The sequence below is a fragment of the Janthinobacterium sp. SUN176 genome (assembly GCF_030587335.1).
In the GTDB taxonomy this organism is placed as follows: Bacteria; Pseudomonadota; Gammaproteobacteria; order Burkholderiales; family Burkholderiaceae_D; genus Janthinobacterium; species Janthinobacterium kumbetense.
The window spans coordinates 3,920,502-3,939,520 of record NZ_JAPWIA010000001.1 but is presented as its reverse complement, the minus strand read 5'-3'; the positions used below and the strand labels follow the sequence as shown (position 1 = coordinate 3,939,520).

Genomic DNA, 19,019 nt, shown 5'->3' with positions numbered 1-19,019 from the left:
ACACCGCCATCGCGCAAGCCATCATTATAATATAAAAAGCAATTCTAGTTCAATTTAGGTAATTAACTATATTTAAAAGCAACACTTTTGTTGTCGGCAGTGATTGGCTTGCGGACATAAAAAAACCGGGCAAGGCCCGGTTTTTTTGCTGCTTACCTGACGCGCTGGTACAGGCGGAAGCGTTCCACGTCATCCGTGGGGCGGCGCCCTTCCCACAGCTTGATCCAGTCCGCGCCGTGGTGCTCGGGCAATTGTTCCTTGCTGTCAGGAACCTTGATGCTGTCTTGCAACAGGAACACATCGCATTCCTGCTGCCCCACGCCGGCAAACGGCAAGTGGCCGAAGTAGGCGAACGAGGCGCGCTGGGCCGCGCCGACGTTGCTGTTGATGCACTTGCTGCCCGGCGGCAGGTGGACGGAAATCTGGTGCGCCACGCTGGCGTAGCTCTTGCTGTAGTTCAGCGGCGGCAGGAACAGGGTCATGATCAGCACCCAGATCAGGATCAGGCCGCCGGACGACAGCACCACGGCGCGCCACAGCACGGCCGGCTGGCGCGAGATGCGCCAGTGCACCAGCGCCACCCAGCCCGCGCTGACGCAGGCGGCCACGAAAAAGGCCAGCAAGTCCAGCTCGGGCTTGAAGCCTGGCATCAGTTTCAGGGCGTTATGCGCCAGTTTTGGCGGCCAGCCGGTCAGGATGGCGAACCAGAATAGCCACAGCGCGAGGGCGCAGATGGTCAGCACCATTACGGAGAACCAGTCGATGGCGTTGATGGCGCCCCGCTTCATGGTCAGCAAGCCAAACGCGGCCATGACGGCCAGCGGCGGCAGCAGGGGCAGCAACTGGCTCGGGTCGGGATCGGGATGGCACAGGCCCAATATTGCCAGCATGGCAACAAAGGTCAGCGGCACGACGATGTGCAGCACGTGGTGCTGGCGCCGCCAGGCGTACACGGCCCAGGCGGCGAAAGGCCATGCGGGCCAGAAGAACCAGATGCCGACACGCAAGAAATACTGCACGCTTTTCAGGCTCGGAGCGCTGAACTGGCGGCAATTCCATTCCATCCAGGCGTGCAGCGGCGAATGGCCGTACGGCAGCAGCCATTCGCCCGGCAGCAGCCAGACGAGGGTCAGCGCGATGCCGATCAGGATGGCCAGCGCCAGGTGGCGTATGCTGCGCAGCAACGGCAGGCGCAGGAAGATAGTGCACAGCAGCAAGGCGATGCTCAGGGCCGCCGGCGTGATCCAGCCGCGCGCCAGGGCCAGGCCGCCCATCGCCAGGCCCAGCAGGGCCGCATTGCGCACGGAAGGGCCTTCCATGTAGCGCACGGCGCGGTACAGCAAATAGGCCATCAGGGACACGTACAGCGCTTCGGCCGTGATGTCGTGGCTGTGCTGCAGCAGGCCCAGGCAGCCCAGGTAGATGAGTACGGCGGCATCGGCCAGGGTGCGGCCGAAGTCGTCCGGCTCGGGCTGGCCGCCGAAGGCCAGGCGCAGCGGCTGGGCGTCGCTGCGGCGTCCCAGGTTGAAGGCGGTGTACCAGACGGACAGGGTGCTGACGACGAAGATGCCGATGGTCGACATGCGCGCGCCAAAGACGTCGCCGTCGATCCAGCCGAACAGCTTGATGAAAATGGCGCCCAGCCAGAAGGCCAGCGGACCTTCATCGGGCAGCGACAGGCCGGCCACGTTGGGCCACAGCCAGTCGTTCAGGCCGCCATGCGCCATGGTCCACATGATGCCGAAACTGGCGGCATCATCGTTCTTCCACGGTTCGCGGCCAATCAGGCCAGGCAGGATGTACAGCAGGCCGAGCGCAAACAAGGCCCATCGTGGCAGCGCGAGTGTGGCGGCGGCGGGAAGGCGGACTGGCTTCATCGATAATCGGTATCAGAATAGTGGCAAGACGCGACGAATGGCGTCGGGTATGCGCGAGTATAAAGTAAAGCGGCCAAAGACAAAAAAGGCAGCCGTAGCTGCCTTTTCTCTGGTAGCCGAAGCTGCCCTTTTTTGCCGCAATGCGGCAAAAATTAGCCTGCTGCGACTGCGGTTTTCGAACCAACCGAACCGAACTTCTGACGGAACTTCTCGACGCGACCGGCGGTATCGACGATTTTGTGCTTGCCCGTGAAGAATGGGTGCGATTCAGCCGAAACCTCGATTTTCACCAGTGGGTATTCTTTACCGTCGTGGGTGATTTTTTCGCGGGTTTGGATGGTCGAGCGGGTAACGAATTTGAAATCGCACGACAGATCGTGGAAAACAACTTCGCGGTATTCTGGATGGGTATCGACTTTCATGGTCTTCTCTCTAGTTTGGTAGCCAAACAGCACTTCGTCGGTCGTCCTGCTTCTTGACCCGATTGCCGATCACTTGCCAGGGTTTAAAATAATGCAACCGTCGATTATATAGCGCTTTCCGGCAGACGGCAATAAAAAAGCCGCTCGATGAGCGGCTTGGGCCGGTAGTGCATTGATATGACGCCACCGAGGGGAGGGAAACCGTAGCGAGCAGGCCCGATATACGGCCGAGTAGCGCAGCTGTACGAAGGTACAGCGAGCAACACAGGCCGTAGAGCGGGACGCGCAGTAGGTTTACCCCCCTCGGCGCATCATGTCGAAGAATTCGGCGTTATTTTTCGTCGCTTTCATCTTGTCCAGAATGAACTCCATCGCCTCGATCTCGTCCATCGAGTACAGCAACTTGCGCAAAATCCAGATTTTTTGCAGTTCGTTCGGCTTGATCAGCAATTCTTCGCGGCGGGTACCCGATTTGTTCAGGTTAATTGCCGGATAGACACGTTTTTCAGCCAAACGGCGTTCCAGATGCACTTCCATGTTGCCGGTACCCTTGAATTCTTCAAAGATCACGTCATCCATGCGCGAACCCGTTTCGATCAGCGCCGTGGCGATGATGGTCAGCGAGCCGCCTTCTTCGATATTGCGCGCGGCGCCGAAGAAGCGTTTTGGACGTTGCAACGCATTCGCGTCGACACCACCGGTCAGGACCTTGCCCGAGGCAGGGATCACGGTGTTGTAGGCGCGTGCCAGACGGGTGATCGAGTCCAGCAGGATCACGACGTCTTTTTTCATTTCGACCAGGCGCTTGGCTTTTTCCAGCACCATCTCGGCCACTTGCACGTGGCGCGTGGCCGGCTCGTCGAAGGTCGAGGCGACGACTTCGCCGCGCACCGAACGTTGCATTTCGGTAACTTCTTCCGGACGTTCGTCGATCAGCAGCACGATCAGGGTGATGTCCGGGTGATTGGCCGTGATCGCATGGGCGATGTGCTGCAGGATCACGGATTTACCGGATTTCGGCGACGCCACCAGCAAGCCGCGCTGGCCTTTGCCGATCGGGGCGATCAGGTCGATGATGCGGCCGGTGATGTTTTCCTGGCCATTCATTTCACGTTCCAGGCGCAGCGGCTCGTTCGGGTGCAGCGGCGTCAGATTTTCAAACAGGATGCGGTGTTTCGACATCTCCGGCGATTCGCCGTTGACCTTGTCGACTTTGACCAATGCGAAATAGCGTTCGCCATCTTTCGGGGTCCGTACCTCGCCTTCGATCGAATCGCCGGTGTGCAGATTGAAGCGGCGGATTTGCGAAGGGGAGATGTAAATGTCGTCGGTGGACGCCATGTAGCTGGCGTCGGGCGAGCGCAGGAAGCCGAAGCCGTCAGGCAGCACTTCCAGGGCGCCGTCGCCAAAAATCTGTTCGCCGGACTTGGCGCGTTTTTTCAGGATAGCGAACATCAGCTCCTGTTTGCGCAAGCGGGCTGCGTTGTCAATGTCAAGACCGATCGCCATCTCAAGCAGGGCGGATACGTGTAGGGCCTTTAGTTCGGATAAATGCATATGTGTTGAGTGTCCCGAGACGGGATGTAAAGGTAGGGGAGGGGACTGCGTGGCGTTGATTAATTATTGGGGAAGGCTGTGCACGAATGAGGGCAAAGCCGCTTCCCGGTCGTTCCAGTCAGGCGGCGCTGCGGGCGCAGCGCTGCCCATCATACATTAAATGTTGCTGTCGACGAAAGCGGTCAACTGGCCCTTGGCCATGGCGCCCACTTTTTGAGCAGCTGCAACACCATCCTTGAACAGGATCAGGGTCGGGATGCCGCGGATGCCGAACTTGGCAGGCACTGCCTGGTTCGCGTCCACGTCCATCTTGGCGATCTGGATGCGGCCGGCGTATTCCTTGGCCACTTCTTCCAGGATCGGGGCGATGGCCTTGCAGGGACCGCACCATTCTGCCCAGAAGTCGACCAGGACTGGCAAATCGGATTTCAGGACGTCTGCTTCAAAAGATGCATCGCTAATGTGTTTGATATTTTCGCTCATATTTTCCTCAAATGAGGGTGGGATCAATAATGCCTGGAATTAACCATACGCTGGTTCGCCATCCATGCTTCCTGGAATGCAGTTAGAAGATGGGGACAATGGGCACGACTTCAATGTCTTGGAAGGTGCGACCAGAGGTATGCAGGCGGGGATGGCTGAAATAATAACCCATTTTTTCAAAGCGTGGCGATTATTGCAGAAAAACTTGAGGCATATCGTCCCCATGCGTGCCGGCAGGGCGGCAAAGCCGCATGCCTGCTGGCCTGCAGCGCCGTATCCGCCCTCCCTGCCGGCCTGCGCGCTCAGGCTTGCACGCTGGCCAGACGCGCCGAGTGCTGCAGTTGCAAGTTCACCATGAGCTGCAATTCCGCGCTTTCCATCGGCTTGCGGAAAGTGCCCAGGATATGCAGGCCGTTGGCCATGGCCAGGCGCTCGGCCGCCAGGCGCACGGCCGAATGCAGGCCCGACAGCAGGACCACGCCGCCGCGGAAGCCGTTTTCCGCCGCCATGCGCAAAAATTCGATGCCGTCGATGTCGGGCATCGACAGGTCGCAGATCAGCAGGTCGGGCTGGTGCTGCTTCAGGGTCGACAGCGCCTGTTCGCTGTGCGACTCGCAGCGGATATCGAACTGGCCCATTTGCTCGAGCATGTCGCTGAGCACGTCGAGCATGAAGACGTCGTCGTCCAGCAGCAGCACGCGCAATGGCGCCAGGCCTGCTTCGTTGTGTTCCCGGCTTGCTTGGTTTGATACAGTGTTCATCGTCATGTCTTTCTGTTGATATGCATCGCTGTCGATGCCGATACCTTGCCGCAACCCAATTTGGCGGTAGCTAATCGTCATTGGCAAAGCTGGTGTTATTCATGATTTGTTCGGTAATCTGTTCCAGCAGGGGCCACAGGCGCGTGACGATGCGCCGTGCCCGCTCCGCCTCGTCGGCCGGTTCGCCCGGCGCCAGGGTTTCCAGGTTGTGGCACAGCTCGGCCAGCCCCAGGGCGCCCACGGTGCGCGCCGACGACTTGATGCGGTGACCCAGTTCGCGCACCTGGTGCACGTCGCCGCGCGCCAGGGCCGCATCGATGTCGCCGAAGCCATCCTGCGTGGTCTGCAGGAACTTGAAGGCGAACTTGCGCACCTTTTCCGGGTTGTAGCCCAGCAACTTGGCCAGGATGGACAAGTCGATCACTTGCGGGTCGCCCGCCAGGGTGGTCTTGAAGGCGGGCGCGGCGCGGCTGCGCGCCGGCGGCGGCGGTGTTTCGTGCGCCGGCAGCCAGCTGGCGATGGTCTGGTACATCATGGCTGGCTGGATGGGCTTGGAAATGAAATCGTCCATGCCCGCCTCCAGGCAGCGCACGCGGTCTTCGCTGGTGGCCGTGGCCGTCATGGCCAGCACGCGCAGGTGCGCCAGTTGCGGGTCGGCGCGGATGAGGCGCGTCGCCTGCAAGCCATCCATCAGCGGCATCTGCACGTCCATCAGCACGCAGTCGAACTGCGTCTGGCGCAGCAGGTCGAGCGCTTCCTCGCCATTGTTGGCCAGGCAGACGGAGGCGCCCGCTTCCTCCAGCAATTCCAGCGCCACTTGCTGGTTGAACGTATTGTCTTCCACCAGCAGGATGCGCGCATGCTTGAGCGTGCGCATCACCAGGGCTGCGTCGGCGCTGGCGCGCATGGCGGCCGCCGTCTGCACCATGCTGTCGAGCATGGCGGGCGCGGCCTGGTCGGAAATGCCCAGGTTGGCCGTGAACCAGAAGGTGCTGCCGGCGCCGGGACGGCTGTCGACGCCCACGTCGCCGCCCATCAGCTGCGCCAGCTGCTTGCAGATGGCCAGGCCCAGGCCCGTGCCGCCATATTCGCGCGTGGTGGACGTGTCGGCTTGCTGGAAGGACTGGAAGAGCTTGCTCATTTCATCCTGCGACAGGCCGATGCCGTGGTCGCACACTTCAAAGCGCACGAGGCAGTGTTTCGCGTCCGCCACCACCCTGCGCACTTTCACGGTAATACTGCCCTGTTCGCTGAACTTGATGGCGTTATTGGCGTAGTTGATCAGCACTTGCCCCAGGCGCAGCGGGTCGCCCACGAGCACGGCCGGCAATTGCGGGTCGATCTCGAACAGCAATTCCAGGTTCTTGCCGGCGGCGCGCGGCGCCACCACCGTCATCAGGGTTTGCACGACGTGGTCGAAACTGAAGTTGACATGCTCGATTTCCAGCTTGCCTGCCTCGATTTTCGAGATGTCGAGGATATCGTCGATGATGCCCAGCAAGTGTTCGCCCGCAAAGCGGATTTTTTCCAGGTAGTCGCGCTGGCGCGGTTCCAGGTCCGTTTTGAGGGCCAGGTAGGCCATGCCGATCACGCCATTCATCGGCGTGCGGATTTCATGGCTCATGTTGGCCAGGAATTGTCCCTTCGCCAGGCTCGCTTCTTCGGCCACCTGCTTGGCCTGGTCCAGCTGTTCCGTGCGCTGCGCCACGCGCTCTTCCAGATGTTCATTGAGCTCGCGCAAGGCGCTCTCGCTGCGCTTGTGATACGTGATGTCCGTCAGGCTGGCCACCACCATGCCCACCTTGCCGTATTCATCGCGGATCGCTTCCGTATTCACGGACAGCCACGACAGGCTGCCGTCGGGCTGCTGCACGCCCATCAGCACGTCGCGCATGGCTTCGCCCGTCGACAGGGTGATGTGCACGGGATGGCTGCGCTGGTCGAAGGCGGACCCGTCTTCGCGGATGGCTTGCCACAGGCTGTTGCCGGCCGGACTGGCCGCCAGCATGCGTTCGGCGGCGGCATTGCTTTCCAATATGTGACCGTGGCTGTCCTGCACCACCAGGCCATTCGTCACGGCGCCGAACACGGACGCCATGCGCTGGCTCGAGTTCGACAGCGCGATCGACGCCTGGCGCCGTTCCGTGATGTCGGTGATCATCGCCAGCGTGCCGCCCGGCTCGCCGTTGTCCGACTGGATGCTGGTGCTCGACAGCAAGCCCCACAGGCTGGACTGGTCCTTGCGGAAGAAGCGGAAATCGACCTGGTCCGGCTGGCTGGCGAAGCTGCCGTGGCTGGCCAGGCGGCGCTGCATCAGCAACTGGCTGTCGCGGTCCATGAAGTCGAGCAGGGGACGGCCCAGCATTTCCTGCACCGTGTAGCCCAGCATGTGCGCCATCTTCGGGTTGACGAACGTGGTCTTGCCGTTCGCATCCGTCATCCAGATGCCTTCGGCGGCCGTCTGCACGATCAGACGATAGCGTTCCGAGCTGGCGTGCAGCGCTTCTTCGGCGCGTTGCCGCTGCGTCATGTCGCGCAGCGAGACGATGGAAAATACCTGGCCGGCCATGCGCAGCGGCGACAGGCTGACCTTGGCGGGGAAGTGCGTGCCGTCGCGGCGGCGCGCCATCATCACCCGGCCCGGCAGGCTGTGCCGCCCTTGCGGATCGCCCGCGGAGTGGCTGGACGTGCTTTCCGGCACCAATTGCTCCAGCGACATACCTGTCAATTCGGCCAGCGGATAGCCGAAGCAGCGCGCGCCGATCTGGTTGGCGTAATGCACCTTGCCCTCGACATCGGCCACCAGCATGGCTTCGGGCGCCGCTTCCAGCATCGAGCGCATGCGCGATTGCTCGTCCTGCTTGCGCTCGCTGATATCGCAGACGATGCCGCTGGCCTGCGTGGCGCCGCCGTTCGAGGCACGCGACAGGACGGCGCCGCGCGCCAGCAGCCAGCGCCAGTGGCCGTCGCTGTGGCGCAAACGGAATTCGCAATTGAAGGTGCCGGGCGCCTGGCCATCCAGGTGCTGGCGGAAAGCAAGGCTCAGGCGCGCGCGGTCATCCCGGTGGACTTCGGCCAGCCAGTCGGCCAGCGCATGCTCGAGTTTGGCATTCTTGTCGCCCAGGACATCCTGGTACTGGGGCGCGAACTGCAGCCGGTCGGACTGGGGCCGCCAGGTCCAGCCGGCCATGGTGGCGCCGCGCAAGGCTTGCACGGCATCCTGTTCGGCCTGGGCTTGCGCCGGTTGGGGCTGGCGGTGCAACTGCTGGCGCAGGCGCCAGGCTTGCCAGCAAGCCAGTCCCGCCAGGGCGGTGGCGCTGGCAGCCGCATACGGCCACAGCAATGCCGGCGCCATGACGGCTGCCGCCGCCTGCGCAGGCAGCGAAAGTGTCATGCCTGCCGCCAGCATCGTACGAGCGAGCCGGCGCAGCGCAGGGCGCCGTGGGCGTGGTGCGCCGAAACTCGTGTGGCTGCAATACGACAAATGCATCCCTTTCTGGGGCGTGATTGGACTAGGCTGGCAGTACATGAGGCGCGCTCAAATAAACGCCTGCGGCGCTTTCTGGCGGCAACTATAGCATCGAATATTTACTCGGAGTATTTAAGTTCAGAAACGGCCAAAACGGGATTTTTTTTGCCCCGAAATGGCCGTTTTTTTCGCGATTTGGTGAGAATTCGTGAGAAAGTTGGCGCGAATTCGTGCTACTCAATCGAGGCGATAGCCTCAGCTAAAGCTGCCGGCGAATTGATAGCGGTGTCCGGGATGCCACATGGTGGCGATCGAGGCGATCTTGCCGCCCGAACGCGTCTGGCGGCGCAGCACCAGGCACGGCTGTTTGGTGTCGATGGCCAGCATTTCGGCGATGTCGCGCGGCGCCGACAGCGCTTCGATGCTGTAGGTGGCGCCTTGCAGGGGCGCGGCGGCCATCAGGTATTCGTTTGGCGTGATGCTGGAAAAATCCTGCGTCATGTAGTCGGGCGCGCACTCGGGATTGACCCAGCGGTCTTCCACCTGGATCGGCACGCCGTTTTCAAAATGCACGATCAGCGAATGAAACAGCGGGTGTTCCGGCGGCAGGCCGAATTGCTTGGCCAGCAAGTCGGACGCCTTGGTGCGTTCCAGCAATTGCAAGCTGCTGCGGTGGATATGTCCGCGTGCCCGCACTTCATCGGCGATACTCTTGATTTCCAACAAGGTCGCCTGATATTTTTGCTGTGCCACATAGGTACCGGAACCCTGGCGGCGCGTCAGCACTTGCTCGCTGGTCAGTTCGCGCACGGCGCGGTTGACCGTCATGCGCGAGACGCCGAATTGTTTGACCAAGGCTTGTTCGGAGGGAATCACGTCGCCTTCCTTCCAGCGTCCGGCGGCGATGCCGGCCAGCAGAAAATCCTTGATGCGCTGGAAAATGGGCGTATTTTCTTGTGTATTGTGGTCGTCCAATGCGATTTCTCCGGGGCACGGGCAGGGCGCGCCGCCGGCTGGAGGCGCGATGGCCGATTTTAGCACCGAGCAAGGCAGGCGCCGCCAGCCTTTTTTGAATTCAAAAGCAAGCGCCGGAGTGTGGTGCGCCCAGGCGCTGGCTATGCTGGAGACTTGCCAATCACAAGCACGGAGTCCGACATGCCTCACTCATACCTGACCGACGACGAGCGCTGGGACGCCCTGCAGCGCCGCGCCGCCGACGCCGACGGCGTCTTTTACTATTCTGTGCGCACGACGGGCGTGTATTGCCGGCCATCCTGCGCGGCGCGCCCCGCCTTGCGCCGCAACGTGGCCTTCCACGCCAGTTGCGAGCAGGCGGAGGCGGCCGGTTTTCGTCCCTGCCTGCGCTGCAAGCCCAACCTGCCGCCGCTGGCCCAGCGCCAGGCGGCCATCGTGGCCGATATCTGCCGTTTGATCGACGCCAGCGACGAGCTGCCCGACCTGGACAGCCTGGCACAGGCCGCCGGCCTGAGCCGCTTTCACTTTCACCGCGTCTTCAAGGCGCACACGGGCATCACGCCGAAAGCGTATGCGGCGGCGCGGCGCGGCGAGCGCCTGAAGGCCGGCTTGCAGGGGGCGGGCAACGTCACCGAGACCCTGTACGCGGCCGGTTTCAATTCCAGCGGCCGCCTGTATGCCGCCACGCCGGGCTTGCTGGGCATGACGCCGGGCGCGTTTCGCGCCGGCGGCAGCGGCGCCGTGATCCGCTTTGCCATCGGCGCCTGCTCGCTGGGCGCCATCCTCGTGGCCAGCACGGACAAGGGCATTTGCGCGATTTTGATCGATGACGACCCGGAAGTGCTGCTGCGCGACTTGCAGGACCGCTTTCCGCAAGCCGAGCTGCGCGGCGCGGAAGCCGACTATGAACAGACGGTGGCGCAAGTCGTCGGCCTGGTCGAGGCGCCGGGCCTGGGACTGGACTTGCCGCTCGACGTGCGCGGCACCGTGTTCCAGCAGCGCGTGTGGCAAGCCTTGCGCGAGATTCCTGCCGGCAGCACGGTCAGCTATGCCGAGCTGGCGCGGCGCATCGGCACCCCGCAAGGCGCGCGCGCCGTGGCGGGCGCCTGCGCGGCGAATGCCCTGGCCGTCGCCATCCCCTGCCACCGCGTGGTGCGCAACGATGGCGCGCTGTCCGGCTACCGCTGGGGCGTGGAGCGCAAGCAGGCGCTGCTCGAGCGTGAGGGCGAACGGTGAGGGCGCTGGACTGGCGCCAGATCGAGGATGATCTGAATCAATACGGCTGCGCCGTCGTGCCTGGCTTGCTGAACCCCGCGCAATGCGCTGCGCTGGCGGCGCAGTACGACGATGCGTCGCGCTTTCGCAGCAGGGTGGTGATGCAGCGCCATGGTTTTGGGCAAGGCGAGTACCAGTATTGGGCGCATCCGCTGCCCGATGCCGTGGCCGCCTTGCGCACGGAGCTGTATCCGCCGCTGGCGGCCATCGCCAACCGCTGGCACGCCGGCATGGGCCTCGATAGCCGCTTTCCCGTGGCGCACGCCGATTTCCTCGCGCGCTGCCATGCGGCAGGGCAAACCCGGCCCACACCCTTGCTGTTGCGCTACCGCAAAGGCGATTACAACTGCCTGCACCAGGACTTGTATGGCGAGCACGTGTTTCCGCTGCAACTGGCCGTATTGTTGTCGCGCCCGCAAGACGATTTCACTGGCGGCGAGTTCGTGCTGACGGAGCAGCGCCCGCGCATGCAGTCGCGCGCCGAAGTGGTGCCGCTGGCGCAGGGCGACGCCGTGCTCTTTCCCGTCGCGCAGCGCCCCGTGAATGGCACGCGCGGCAGTTACCGCGTGAACATGCGCCATGGCGTGTCGCGCCTGCGTTCGGGCTTGCGCCACACCCTGGGCATCATTTTCCACGATGCGAGCTGAACGGTAGCTGCGGCGCTTGAGTTTCCAGGATTACATGGCATGATGGCTGCTTCTTGTCACTCTTTCATTTCTGCCATGTCCGCGCTGCTCCGCCTGTTGTGCCTGTTGACCATTTTCCTGCTGCCCGCAGCCCATGCGGACGATGGCGTGCCCGCGCTCGTTGCGGAGGCCGCGTCCGTCGTGGCGCCGTCGCAGGCCGCGGCGGCCAGGACGGCGCCGCTGATGTTTGCCAACCGCAAGGTGTTCGTCTTCCGCGCCGCGCTGGCCGGCTATCCGCCCGATGAGCGGGCCACGGGCGCGCAGCGCCGGCTGGAAGGCGTGCTGGCCAAGAATGGCCCCTTGCAGACGAGCACGCGCATGATTCCCGAAGGCACGCAAGTGCTGCTCGACGGCGTGCAGTTGTTCGTCGTCGTGCCTGGCGATGTCAACCAGCTGGCCGGCGACACGACGGAAAGCGTGGCGAAAACGGCGGCCGGCGAGTTGAGCAAGGCCGTGCTCGATTACCGCGAACAGGGCAGCTGGCGTTACCTGGCCATTGCCGCCGCCGTGTGCGCGGCCGCCACCCTCGTGTTCTGGCTCGTGTGGATGGGGCTGACGCGCCTGTACCACTGGGCCAAGCGCCGCAGCGGCATCCTGCTGGCCTCGCGCCTGCGCGACGTGCGCCTGAAGAATGTGCGCGTGCTCGACGCCGAACACTACATCGCCTTTGCGTATCAACTGCTGAGCGCCGTGCTGTGGGGCTTGCGCCTGATGGCCACGTATCTGTGGGCCGCCTTCGTGCTGGGCCGCTTGCCCTACACGCGCTCCTGGGGCGAAAGCCTGAGCGGCTATCTGTTCGACGTGGCCGCCGACGTCTTCCACGCCATCATCGGCGCCTTGCCGGGGCTGGTGCTGGTGTGCGTGATCTTCGCCATCGCGCGCCTGATCGCCGCCACGGCCGCCTCGCTGTTCAAGCGCGTGGAAAGCGGCGAATTGCAAATCGGCTGGCTGGACAAGGACACGGCCCTGCCGACGCGCCGCATCGCCAGCGTGGTGATCTGGCTGTTCGCGCTGGCCATGGCCTACCCGTATCTGCCCGGTTCGCACACGGCCGCTTTCCAGGGCCTGTCCGTGCTGGTGGGCCTGATGGTGTCGATTGGCGCGTCGAGCATCGTGGGCCAGGGCGCCAGCGGCCTGATCCTGATGTACACGCGCGCCCTGCGCAAAGGCGAATATGTGCGCGTGGGCGACAGCGAAGGCACGGTGGTCGACGTGGGCATGTTCGAGACGCGGCTGCGCACGGGCCTGGGCGAAGAGGTGGCCTTGCCGAACGCCTGGGTGATGTCGCAGACGACAAAGAACTATTCGCGCGCCCAGCCCGGCGGCGGCTTCGTGCTCGACTCCACCGTCACCATCGGCTACGCCACGCCGTGGCGGCAAGTGCACGCCATGCTGGAACTGGCCGCGTCGCGCACGACGGAGCTGTCCACCACGCCGAAGCCGTACGTGATGCAACTGGCCCTGCAAGATTACTACGTGCAATACCGCCTCGTCGCCTACGCCAGCGCCGAAGTCCCCCGCCAGCGCGCCGAAGTGCTGAACCGATTGCACCAGAACATCATCGACGTCTTCAACGAATTCGACGTACAGATCACCTCGCCGCACTACATCGATGACCCGAAAGAGTCGCATGTGGTGCCGCCCGGTGAATGGTTCAGGGCGCCGGCGCAGCGGGGGGAGGATGATAAATAACGTCGAATCATGGGCGTGATGGATGGGGTGGGCAGATTTCAGTGCGCCACTCCTGCATGTCGCTGTCAATAGGAATGACTTTCTGAGGTCCGGCCGCCGTCGCCACTACGCAGAATTTTCCTTGGTAACCATACGTTGGATCGGACGGATCTTTGGGGCTGCCATTCAGGAATACGCTATAGAAATGCCCGGGTATCAGTTTTTCTGCGCGTATGCCCGTCGCACCGGTAGGCACGTTTCCATAGCGGATGCATGTGCTGGCACGGATGGCTAACGCCATGTCTGGCGGCAGGGAGAACCCCCATACTTCCTTTACCGGTTGCACGGACATGTCTGAAACCATGAGTGCGCCAAGAAATGGCAGGCCATTGCGTGCCTCTTCTTTTTTTGTAATGGAGAAGCAGGGCATGCCCTGCGCCGACTGGATAACTGCTTCTGCCATGCGGGAATATGCCCATGTGTCAGGGAATATCGAATATAGGCTCATGGTCAATATCGTTACCAGGCAAGTTTTTCGGGCTCTTGCGGTCGTTAAAAAAATCATTGAGTACCTTTTTAAACAGTTCTCCGGAGTTTTTATAGCGTTGCTGGCGCATGGCACGAGTGGAAGTTAAAAATCTCAGCACAAAGTAGTCCGCCAATAAATCACCTTGCGCTTCCATGTCATGGCTGGATAATTTCTGATTGGGGAGTAAGGTATATTTGTAGTCCAGCCCCAAGCGAATGGCTCCCCGCAGTTTTACTTGATATCCGAGTTGGTACTGCCAAACATGAACCATTTCGTGCATAAACCAGTGTTTCAGACTATCTTTTTCTTTGGAAAAGTCCTCCTTGTAGTCCAATACATGAAAATACATCTCCCCATCCGGCGTCATGGCCACATCCTTCGGCTGCAAGCCAAACCATAGATACGGCTCCCCATGCACCTTGACCTTGCCGTAGTCAATCGCATCCTGGAACAGCATCCACGCCATGTCGATCTCGCCCCTGGTCAGCGGGCGAACCTTGTCCTTCACTTTGACCTGTTTCACGGACGAACCGACATCCTTGCCGGTCGTCTTGATGCCATCCAGTTGGACGATCTTGACGGCAGGCGCTGCGTGTTTTGGCGCGGCGGCGCAGCATGGCGATTTGTCCGGGTGCGGCAGGAATTCGGCCTGGGTGATTTGTTCCTCCCGCTTGCTGGCGATACGCCCCGTGCGCCCCTTCGCATTCGTCGTCCCCGTCCACGTTTCGCCATTGCTCAAGGTGAGCCGGTAGTCGGCGTGCGCCAGCGGTGCGTCGGCTTGCGAGACGAATTCCAGCTGCTCGTCATAGCCGCAGCACCAGCATTCGTCGGGCTGGCCGGCCAGGCGGTGCAGTTCGCAGCCGCTTGTCGCGTTGCGCAGGGCGGCGCCCAGCACGGGCTGGCCGTCGGCGCTGAAGGTGACGATCATGCTGTCGAAGCGCGCGCCCAGGCTGCTCTTCTGGTGCGCCACGAGCTTGAAGAACACGTCGCACGCGGTGGTGCTGATGACATGGTGCCTGGCCATGGGGTATTCCACCTGAAAACCTCAGCGTAGACCCGTGGCGTCTTGCAGGTATTGACTGGGCGCAAGGCCTGCGCGCTTGCGTTAAGATGCCGGGCGTTTCAATAAGAAGAAAGAGTCCCCATGTCCAGCCCATCCAACATCGAATCCTCCCGCACCGCCCGCAGCCTGGCCGCCGCCCTGATCGGCGATCCGTTCTACCACACCGTCACGGTGGCGTGCGGCGGCGACGAGGCGGCGCGGCTGGCCATGCTGGAAGCCTATTTCGCGCTGGCGCTGGTCGAGGGGGGGCAGGCGGGGCGCGTCGACCTGGCTGACGACGCGGGCAATGGCGCCGCCATCTGGACGACGGATACGCCGGCGGCCCTGCGCCAGGCCGCGTATGCGCAGCGCGAAGCCGCCTTGCGCGCGCTGCTGGGGGAGCGGGGCTTTGCGCATTTCACGGCCATCGTCGCGAACATGGAGCACGCGCTGGCGCCGCATGGTCTGCAAGACGCGTGGTACCTGTCGATCGCCGGCATCGCTCCCGCCGCGCAAGGGCAGGGGCTGGGCGCGTCCGTGCTGGCGCCGGGCCTGGCGGCCGTCGATGCGGCCGGCGCCGCGTGCTTCCTGGAGACCTACAACGAGCGCAGCCTGCCGTTCTATGCCCGCCTGGGCTTCGTGGCGGCGGGACGCTACGCGGAAGCCGTCACGGGCTGCGATTACTGGCTGATGGTACGAGCGCCCCGTGCTGCCTGATTGACCATTTTGCCAATTTCTATACACTCGTCTTTTTGCTAACGACTAAAAGACCTGGAGATGGAAATGCCGACCTTGCCACTGCGCCGCACCCTGCTCACGCTCGCCTGCCTGGGGGCCATCGGCCACGCGCATGCCGATACCATCATCGACAATGCCAACGGCTACACCCTCAATGCTGCCGGCAAGGTGGTGCGTTTCACGGCGCTGGCCTTTGACGACGGGGGCAAGCTGCTCGCCGTCGGCAGCGCCGCGCAGGTGAAGCGCAAGGCGGCCAAGGGCACCATCCATGTCGACGTGCAGGGAAAAACCGTGCTGCCAGGCCTGATCGACGCGCACGGCCACGTCTTCGGCCTGGGGACGATCGCCAGCGGCGTGATGCTGTACGGTTCTGCCTCGCTGCCGGCCGCCGTGCAGGCCGTGGGCGACTTCGCCAAAGCGCATCCCGAGCGCAGCTGGGTCGTCGGCAATGGCTGGAACCAGGAAATCTGGAAGCTGGGACGCTTTCCCACGGCAGCGGAACTCGATGCGGCGGAAAGTGCGCGGCCCGTGTGGCTGCGCCGCGTCGATGGCCACGCGGGCTGGGCCAACAGCCGCGCGCTGGCGCTGGCCGGCATCACGCGCGCCACACAAGACCCGGCGGGCGGCAAGATCGAACGCGATGCAGATGGCAATGCCACCGGCGTGCTGGTCGACAGCGCCATGGACTTGATGGACGCCGTGCTGCCCAAGCCGGGCGACGTGGAAAACCGCGCCGCCCTCGATGGCGCACTGGCGCAGCTGTCGCAAGTGGGCCTGACCAGCGTGCACGATGCGGGCATCGGCCAGATGCAGGACCGGCTGTTCCGCGACTATGCGGACCATGGCAAGCTGACGGTGCGCGTGTACGGCATGATTTTTGACACGACGGAAGACTTCGACGCGCTGTCGAAAAACGGCCCCTTGAATAGCTATGCGCGCGACATGTACGCCTTGCGCGCCGTCAAACTGGTGTCCGACGGCGCTCTGGGCAGCCGCGGTGCGGCCCTGCTGGCACCGTACAGCGACGATCCCTCTACCCGTGGCCTGCTGTTCTACCCGGACGGCGCCATGCGCGCGAAGATGGAAAAGGCCATGCGCGCCGGCTACCAGGTGAATGTGCACGCCATCGGCGACGCGGGCAATCACCAGATCCTCGACGGCTATGCAGCCTTGATCGCGCAATACCGCGGCGCGGGCCTGCGCCACCGCATGGAACATGCGCAGGTGGTGCAATTGAGCGATATCCCCCGCTTCAAGACCCTGGGCATCGTCCCCTCGATGCAGCCGACGCACGCCACGTCCGACCAGAACATGGCGGAGCAGCGCGTGGGCCATGAGCGCATCAAGGGCGCGTATGCGTGGCGCACCTTCCTTGCGCAAGGCTCGCGCATCGCCTGCGGTTCCGACTTCCCCATCGAGTCGCCGAACCCGTTCGAGGGCATCCATGCGGCCGTCACGCGGCAAAACAGCGAGGGCTTCCCGGCCGGCGGCTGGTATCCGCAGCAAGCCATGACGGTGACGCAGGCGCTGCGCTGCTTCACCCTCGACGCGGCTTGGGCGGCGCACCAGGAAAAGGCCATCGGCACCCTGGAAGCGGGCAAATGGGCGGACTTCATCGTCGTCGACCAGGACTTGTTCAGCGTGGAACCAAAGGCCATCGGCAAGACGCAGGTGCTGCAGACGTGGGTGGCGGGCAAGCGCGTGTTCGAGAAAAAATAAGGATTTGACGCCTGCAAAAACCTGTTGACTTGGTTGTATAGACAACCTATGCTGGTAGCACCAGAGCGGGCCAAGTACGCCCGCTCGCACCCTACGAGGAGACAGCATGAACAGCACAATGGACACCGATCCACGCTTTGATGCCAGCCGTACCATCCGCGCCCCGCGCGGCACGGTCATGGCTTGCAAGAGTTGGCAGGCCGAGGCGGCCTACCGCATGTTGCAAAACAATCTGGACCCGGAAGTGGCGGAAAATCCGCAGCACCTGGTCGTCTATGGCGGCATCGGCCGCGCGGCCCGCAACTGGGCTTGTTTCGACCAGATCCTCGCGTCCTTGCGCGAGCTGGAAGACGACCAGACCTTGCTGATCCAGTCCGGCAAGCCGGTGGGCGTGTTCCAGACCCACGCGGATGCGCCGCGCGTACTGATCGCCAACTCCAACCTGGTGCCGAAATGGGCCAACTGGGAACATTTCAACGAACTCGATCGCCAGGGCCTGTTCATGTACGGCCAGATGACGGCCGGCAGCTGGATCTATATCGGCACGCAGGGCATCGTGCAGGGCACGTATGAAACCTTCGCCGAAGCGGGCCGCCAGCATTTCGGCGGCGACTGGGGCGGACGCTGGATTCTGACGGCGGGCCTGGGCGGCATGGGCGGCGCGCAGCCGCTGGCCGCCACCATGGCGGGCGCCGTCTCGCTCAATATCGAATGCCAGCAAAGCAGCATCGACTTCCGTTTGCGCACGCGCTACCTGGACAAGCAGGCGTCCAGCCTGGACGAAGCCCTGGAACTGGTCAAATACCACACGCAGCGCAAGGAAGCCATTTCCATCGGCTTGCTGGGCAACGCGGCCGAAGTGCTGCCGGAGCTGGTGCGCCGCGCCAAGGCGGGCGGCCTGGTGCCGGACCTGGTGACGGACCAGACGTCCGCGCATGACCTGGTCAACGGCTATCTGCCGCGCGGCTGGAGCGTGTCGGACTGGAAGGCGGCGCAACAAGACCCGCAGCGCCATGCGCGCCTGACGGTGGCGGCCGCCGATTCCTGTGCCGCCCACGTGCAAGCCATGCTCGATTTCCACGCCATGGGCGTGAACACCGTCGATTACGGCAACAACATCCGCCAGGTGGCGTTCGACCAGGGCGTGCAGAATGCCTTCGACTTCCCCGGCTTCGTGCCCGCCTACATCCGCCCGCAGTTCTGCGAAGGGCGCGGGCCGTTCCGCTGGGTGGCCTTGTCGGGCGACCCGGAAGACATCTATAAAACGGATGCGAAGATCAAGGAGCTGTTCCCGCACCACGCGCAGGTGCACCACTGGCTGGACATGGCGCGCGAGCGCATCGCCTTCCAGGGGCTGCCGGCGCGCATCTGCTGGCTGGGACTGGGCGAGCGCCACATCGCCGGCCTGGCCTTCAACGAGATGGTGCGCACGGGCGAGCTGAAGGCGCCCATCGTCATCGGCCGCGACCACCTCGATACGGGGTCCGTCGCCAGCCCGAACCGCGAGACGGAAAGCATGAAGGATGGCACGGACGCCGTCTCCGACTGGCCGCTGCTCAACGCCATGCTCAATACGGCCGGCGGCGCCACCTGGGTCTCGCTGCACCATGGCGGCGGCGTGGGAATGGGGTATTCTCAGCATGCGGGCATGGTCATCGTGGCCGATGGCAGCGAAGCGGCGGCGAAACGCCTGGCGCGCGTGCTGGTCAACGACAGCGGCTCGGGCGTGATGCGCCATGCCGATGCCGGCTACGAAACAGCGGCCGCCTGCGCCAAGCGCAACGGCCTGATTCTTCCCATGATTCCTTGAGACCT

15 protein-coding genes are annotated in these 19,019 nt (G+C 63.3%); 6 read left to right on the top strand and 9 right to left on the bottom strand.

From position 1 onward, the window contains the following. Positions 1-152 precede the first annotated feature (152 nt). The 7 genes from O3299_RS17790 to hutC all read right to left on the bottom strand — a co-directional run bounded on the left by O3299_RS17790 (position 153) and on the right by hutC (position 9,544). On the bottom strand, positions 153-1,877 hold the full coding sequence (locus tag O3299_RS17790; RefSeq protein ID WP_305062826.1) for a glycosyltransferase family 39 protein: 1,725 nt from the start codon (positions 1,875-1,877) through the stop codon (positions 153-155). Positions 1,878-2,029: 152 nt separating this feature from the next. Continuing rightward, the gene (locus tag O3299_RS17785; protein ID WP_034746247.1) at positions 2,030-2,299 is read right to left on the bottom strand and encodes a type B 50S ribosomal protein L31; all 270 of its coding nucleotides are present in this window, start codon (positions 2,297-2,299) and stop codon (positions 2,030-2,032) included. 294 nt (positions 2,300-2,593) lie between these two features. Next, a complete protein-coding gene (gene rho / locus O3299_RS17780; RefSeq protein ID WP_034746249.1) occupies positions 2,594-3,856 on the bottom strand; it encodes a transcription termination factor Rho in 1,263 nt (420 codons plus the stop codon). Between the two features lie 156 nt (positions 3,857-4,012). After that, positions 4,013-4,339 (bottom strand): thioredoxin TrxA, encoded by a 327-nt coding sequence (trxA, locus tag O3299_RS17775; protein WP_077408631.1) that lies wholly within the window; start codon positions 4,337-4,339, stop codon positions 4,013-4,015. Positions 4,340-4,641: 302 nt separating this feature from the next. Continuing rightward, entirely contained in the window at positions 4,642-5,100 is a 459-nt protein-coding gene (locus tag O3299_RS17770; RefSeq protein WP_251350167.1) for a response regulator, read from the bottom strand. 70 nt (positions 5,101-5,170) lie between these two features. Beyond that, entirely contained in the window at positions 5,171-8,494 is a 3,324-nt protein-coding gene (locus O3299_RS17765; RefSeq protein ID WP_305062825.1) for a PAS domain-containing hybrid sensor histidine kinase/response regulator, read from the bottom strand. A gap of 330 nt (positions 8,495-8,824) precedes the next feature. Next, entirely contained in the window at positions 8,825-9,544 is a 720-nt protein-coding gene (gene hutC, locus O3299_RS17760) for a histidine utilization repressor (protein ID WP_070254615.1), read from the bottom strand. A 180-nt stretch (positions 9,545-9,724) separates the two neighbouring features. Here hutC and ada point away from each other — a divergent pair, with 180 nt between their 5' ends. The 3 genes from ada to O3299_RS17745 all read left to right on the top strand — a co-directional run bounded on the left by ada (position 9,725) and on the right by O3299_RS17745 (position 13,197). Beyond that, a complete protein-coding gene (gene ada / locus O3299_RS17755; RefSeq protein ID WP_305062824.1) occupies positions 9,725-10,780 on the top strand; it encodes a bifunctional DNA-binding transcriptional regulator/O6-methylguanine-DNA methyltransferase Ada in 1,056 nt (351 codons plus the stop codon). After that, positions 10,777-11,466 carry a 2OG-Fe(II) oxygenase gene (locus O3299_RS17750; protein ID WP_305062823.1) on the top strand — a complete coding sequence of 230 codons (690 nt, stop codon included), beginning with the start codon at positions 10,777-10,779 and terminating at the stop codon, positions 11,464-11,466. The genes ada and O3299_RS17750 overlap by 4 nt, the downstream gene beginning before the upstream one ends. Positions 11,467-11,541: 75 nt before the next feature. Next, the gene (locus tag O3299_RS17745; RefSeq protein ID WP_305054097.1) at positions 11,542-13,197 is read left to right on the top strand and encodes a mechanosensitive ion channel family protein; all 1,656 of its coding nucleotides are present in this window, start codon (positions 11,542-11,544) and stop codon (positions 13,195-13,197) included. 7 nt (positions 13,198-13,204) lie between these two features. On the opposite strand, the gene O3299_RS17740 is transcribed toward O3299_RS17745, so the two are convergent. Both O3299_RS17740 and O3299_RS17735 read right to left on the bottom strand, forming a co-directional pair. Next, positions 13,205-13,684 (bottom strand): hypothetical protein, encoded by a 480-nt coding sequence (locus O3299_RS17740; protein ID WP_305054096.1) that lies wholly within the window; start codon positions 13,682-13,684, stop codon positions 13,205-13,207. Further along, complete coding sequence (locus O3299_RS17735; RefSeq protein ID WP_305062822.1) at positions 13,659-14,741, bottom strand: hypothetical protein; 1,083 nt, start codon at positions 14,739-14,741, stop codon at positions 13,659-13,661. Before O3299_RS17735 ends, O3299_RS17740 begins: the two co-directional genes overlap by 26 nt. 108 nt (positions 14,742-14,849) lie before the next feature. Here O3299_RS17735 and O3299_RS17730 point away from each other — a divergent pair, with 108 nt between their 5' ends. The 3 genes from O3299_RS17730 (at position 14,850) to hutU (ending at position 19,014) form a co-directional block, all read left to right on the top strand. Further along, positions 14,850-15,464, top strand: coding sequence for a GNAT family N-acetyltransferase (locus O3299_RS17730; RefSeq protein ID WP_305054094.1), 615 nt, complete (start codon positions 14,850-14,852; stop codon positions 15,462-15,464). Positions 15,465-15,530: 66 nt separating this feature from the next. Continuing rightward, entirely contained in the window at positions 15,531-17,204 is a 1,674-nt protein-coding gene (locus tag O3299_RS17725) for an amidohydrolase (RefSeq protein ID WP_305062821.1), read from the top strand. 106 nt (positions 17,205-17,310) lie between these two features. Next, positions 17,311-19,014 carry a urocanate hydratase gene (gene hutU, locus O3299_RS17720; protein ID WP_305054092.1) on the top strand — a complete coding sequence of 568 codons (1,704 nt, stop codon included), beginning with the start codon at positions 17,311-17,313 and terminating at the stop codon, positions 19,012-19,014. The last annotated feature ends 5 nt before the right edge of the window (positions 19,015-19,019 follow it).

Bases quoted from the DNA above. Each gene is read 5' to 3' on its own strand.
- O3299_RS17790 (WP_305062826.1), bottom strand. From the start codon at position 1,877: ATGAAGCCAGTCCGCCTTCCCGCCGCCGCCACACTCGCGCTGCCACGA.
- O3299_RS17785 (WP_034746247.1), bottom strand. From the start codon at position 2,299: ATGAAAGTCGATACCCATCCAGAATACCGCGAAGTTGTTTTCCACGAT.
- rho (WP_034746249.1), bottom strand. From the start codon at position 3,856: ATGCATTTATCCGAACTAAAGGCCCTACACGTATCCGCCCTGCTTGAG.
- trxA (WP_077408631.1), bottom strand. From the start codon at position 4,339: ATGAGCGAAAATATCAAACACATTAGCGATGCATCTTTTGAAGCAGAC.
- O3299_RS17770 (WP_251350167.1), bottom strand. From the start codon at position 5,100: ATGAACACTGTATCAAACCAAGCAAGCCGGGAACACAACGAAGCAGGC.
- O3299_RS17765 (WP_305062825.1), bottom strand. From the start codon at position 8,494: ATGACACTTTCGCTGCCTGCGCAGGCGGCGGCAGCCGTCATGGCGCCG.
- ada (WP_305062824.1), top strand. From the start codon at position 9,725: ATGCCTCACTCATACCTGACCGACGACGAGCGCTGGGACGCCCTGCAG.
- O3299_RS17745 (WP_305054097.1), top strand. From the start codon at position 11,542: ATGTCCGCGCTGCTCCGCCTGTTGTGCCTGTTGACCATTTTCCTGCTG.
- O3299_RS17740 (WP_305054096.1), bottom strand. From the start codon at position 13,684: ATGAGCCTATATTCGATATTCCCTGACACATGGGCATATTCCCGCATG.
- O3299_RS17730 (WP_305054094.1), top strand. From the start codon at position 14,850: ATGTCCAGCCCATCCAACATCGAATCCTCCCGCACCGCCCGCAGCCTG.
- O3299_RS17725 (WP_305062821.1), top strand. From the start codon at position 15,531: ATGCCGACCTTGCCACTGCGCCGCACCCTGCTCACGCTCGCCTGCCTG.
- hutU (WP_305054092.1), top strand. From the start codon at position 17,311: ATGAACAGCACAATGGACACCGATCCACGCTTTGATGCCAGCCGTACC.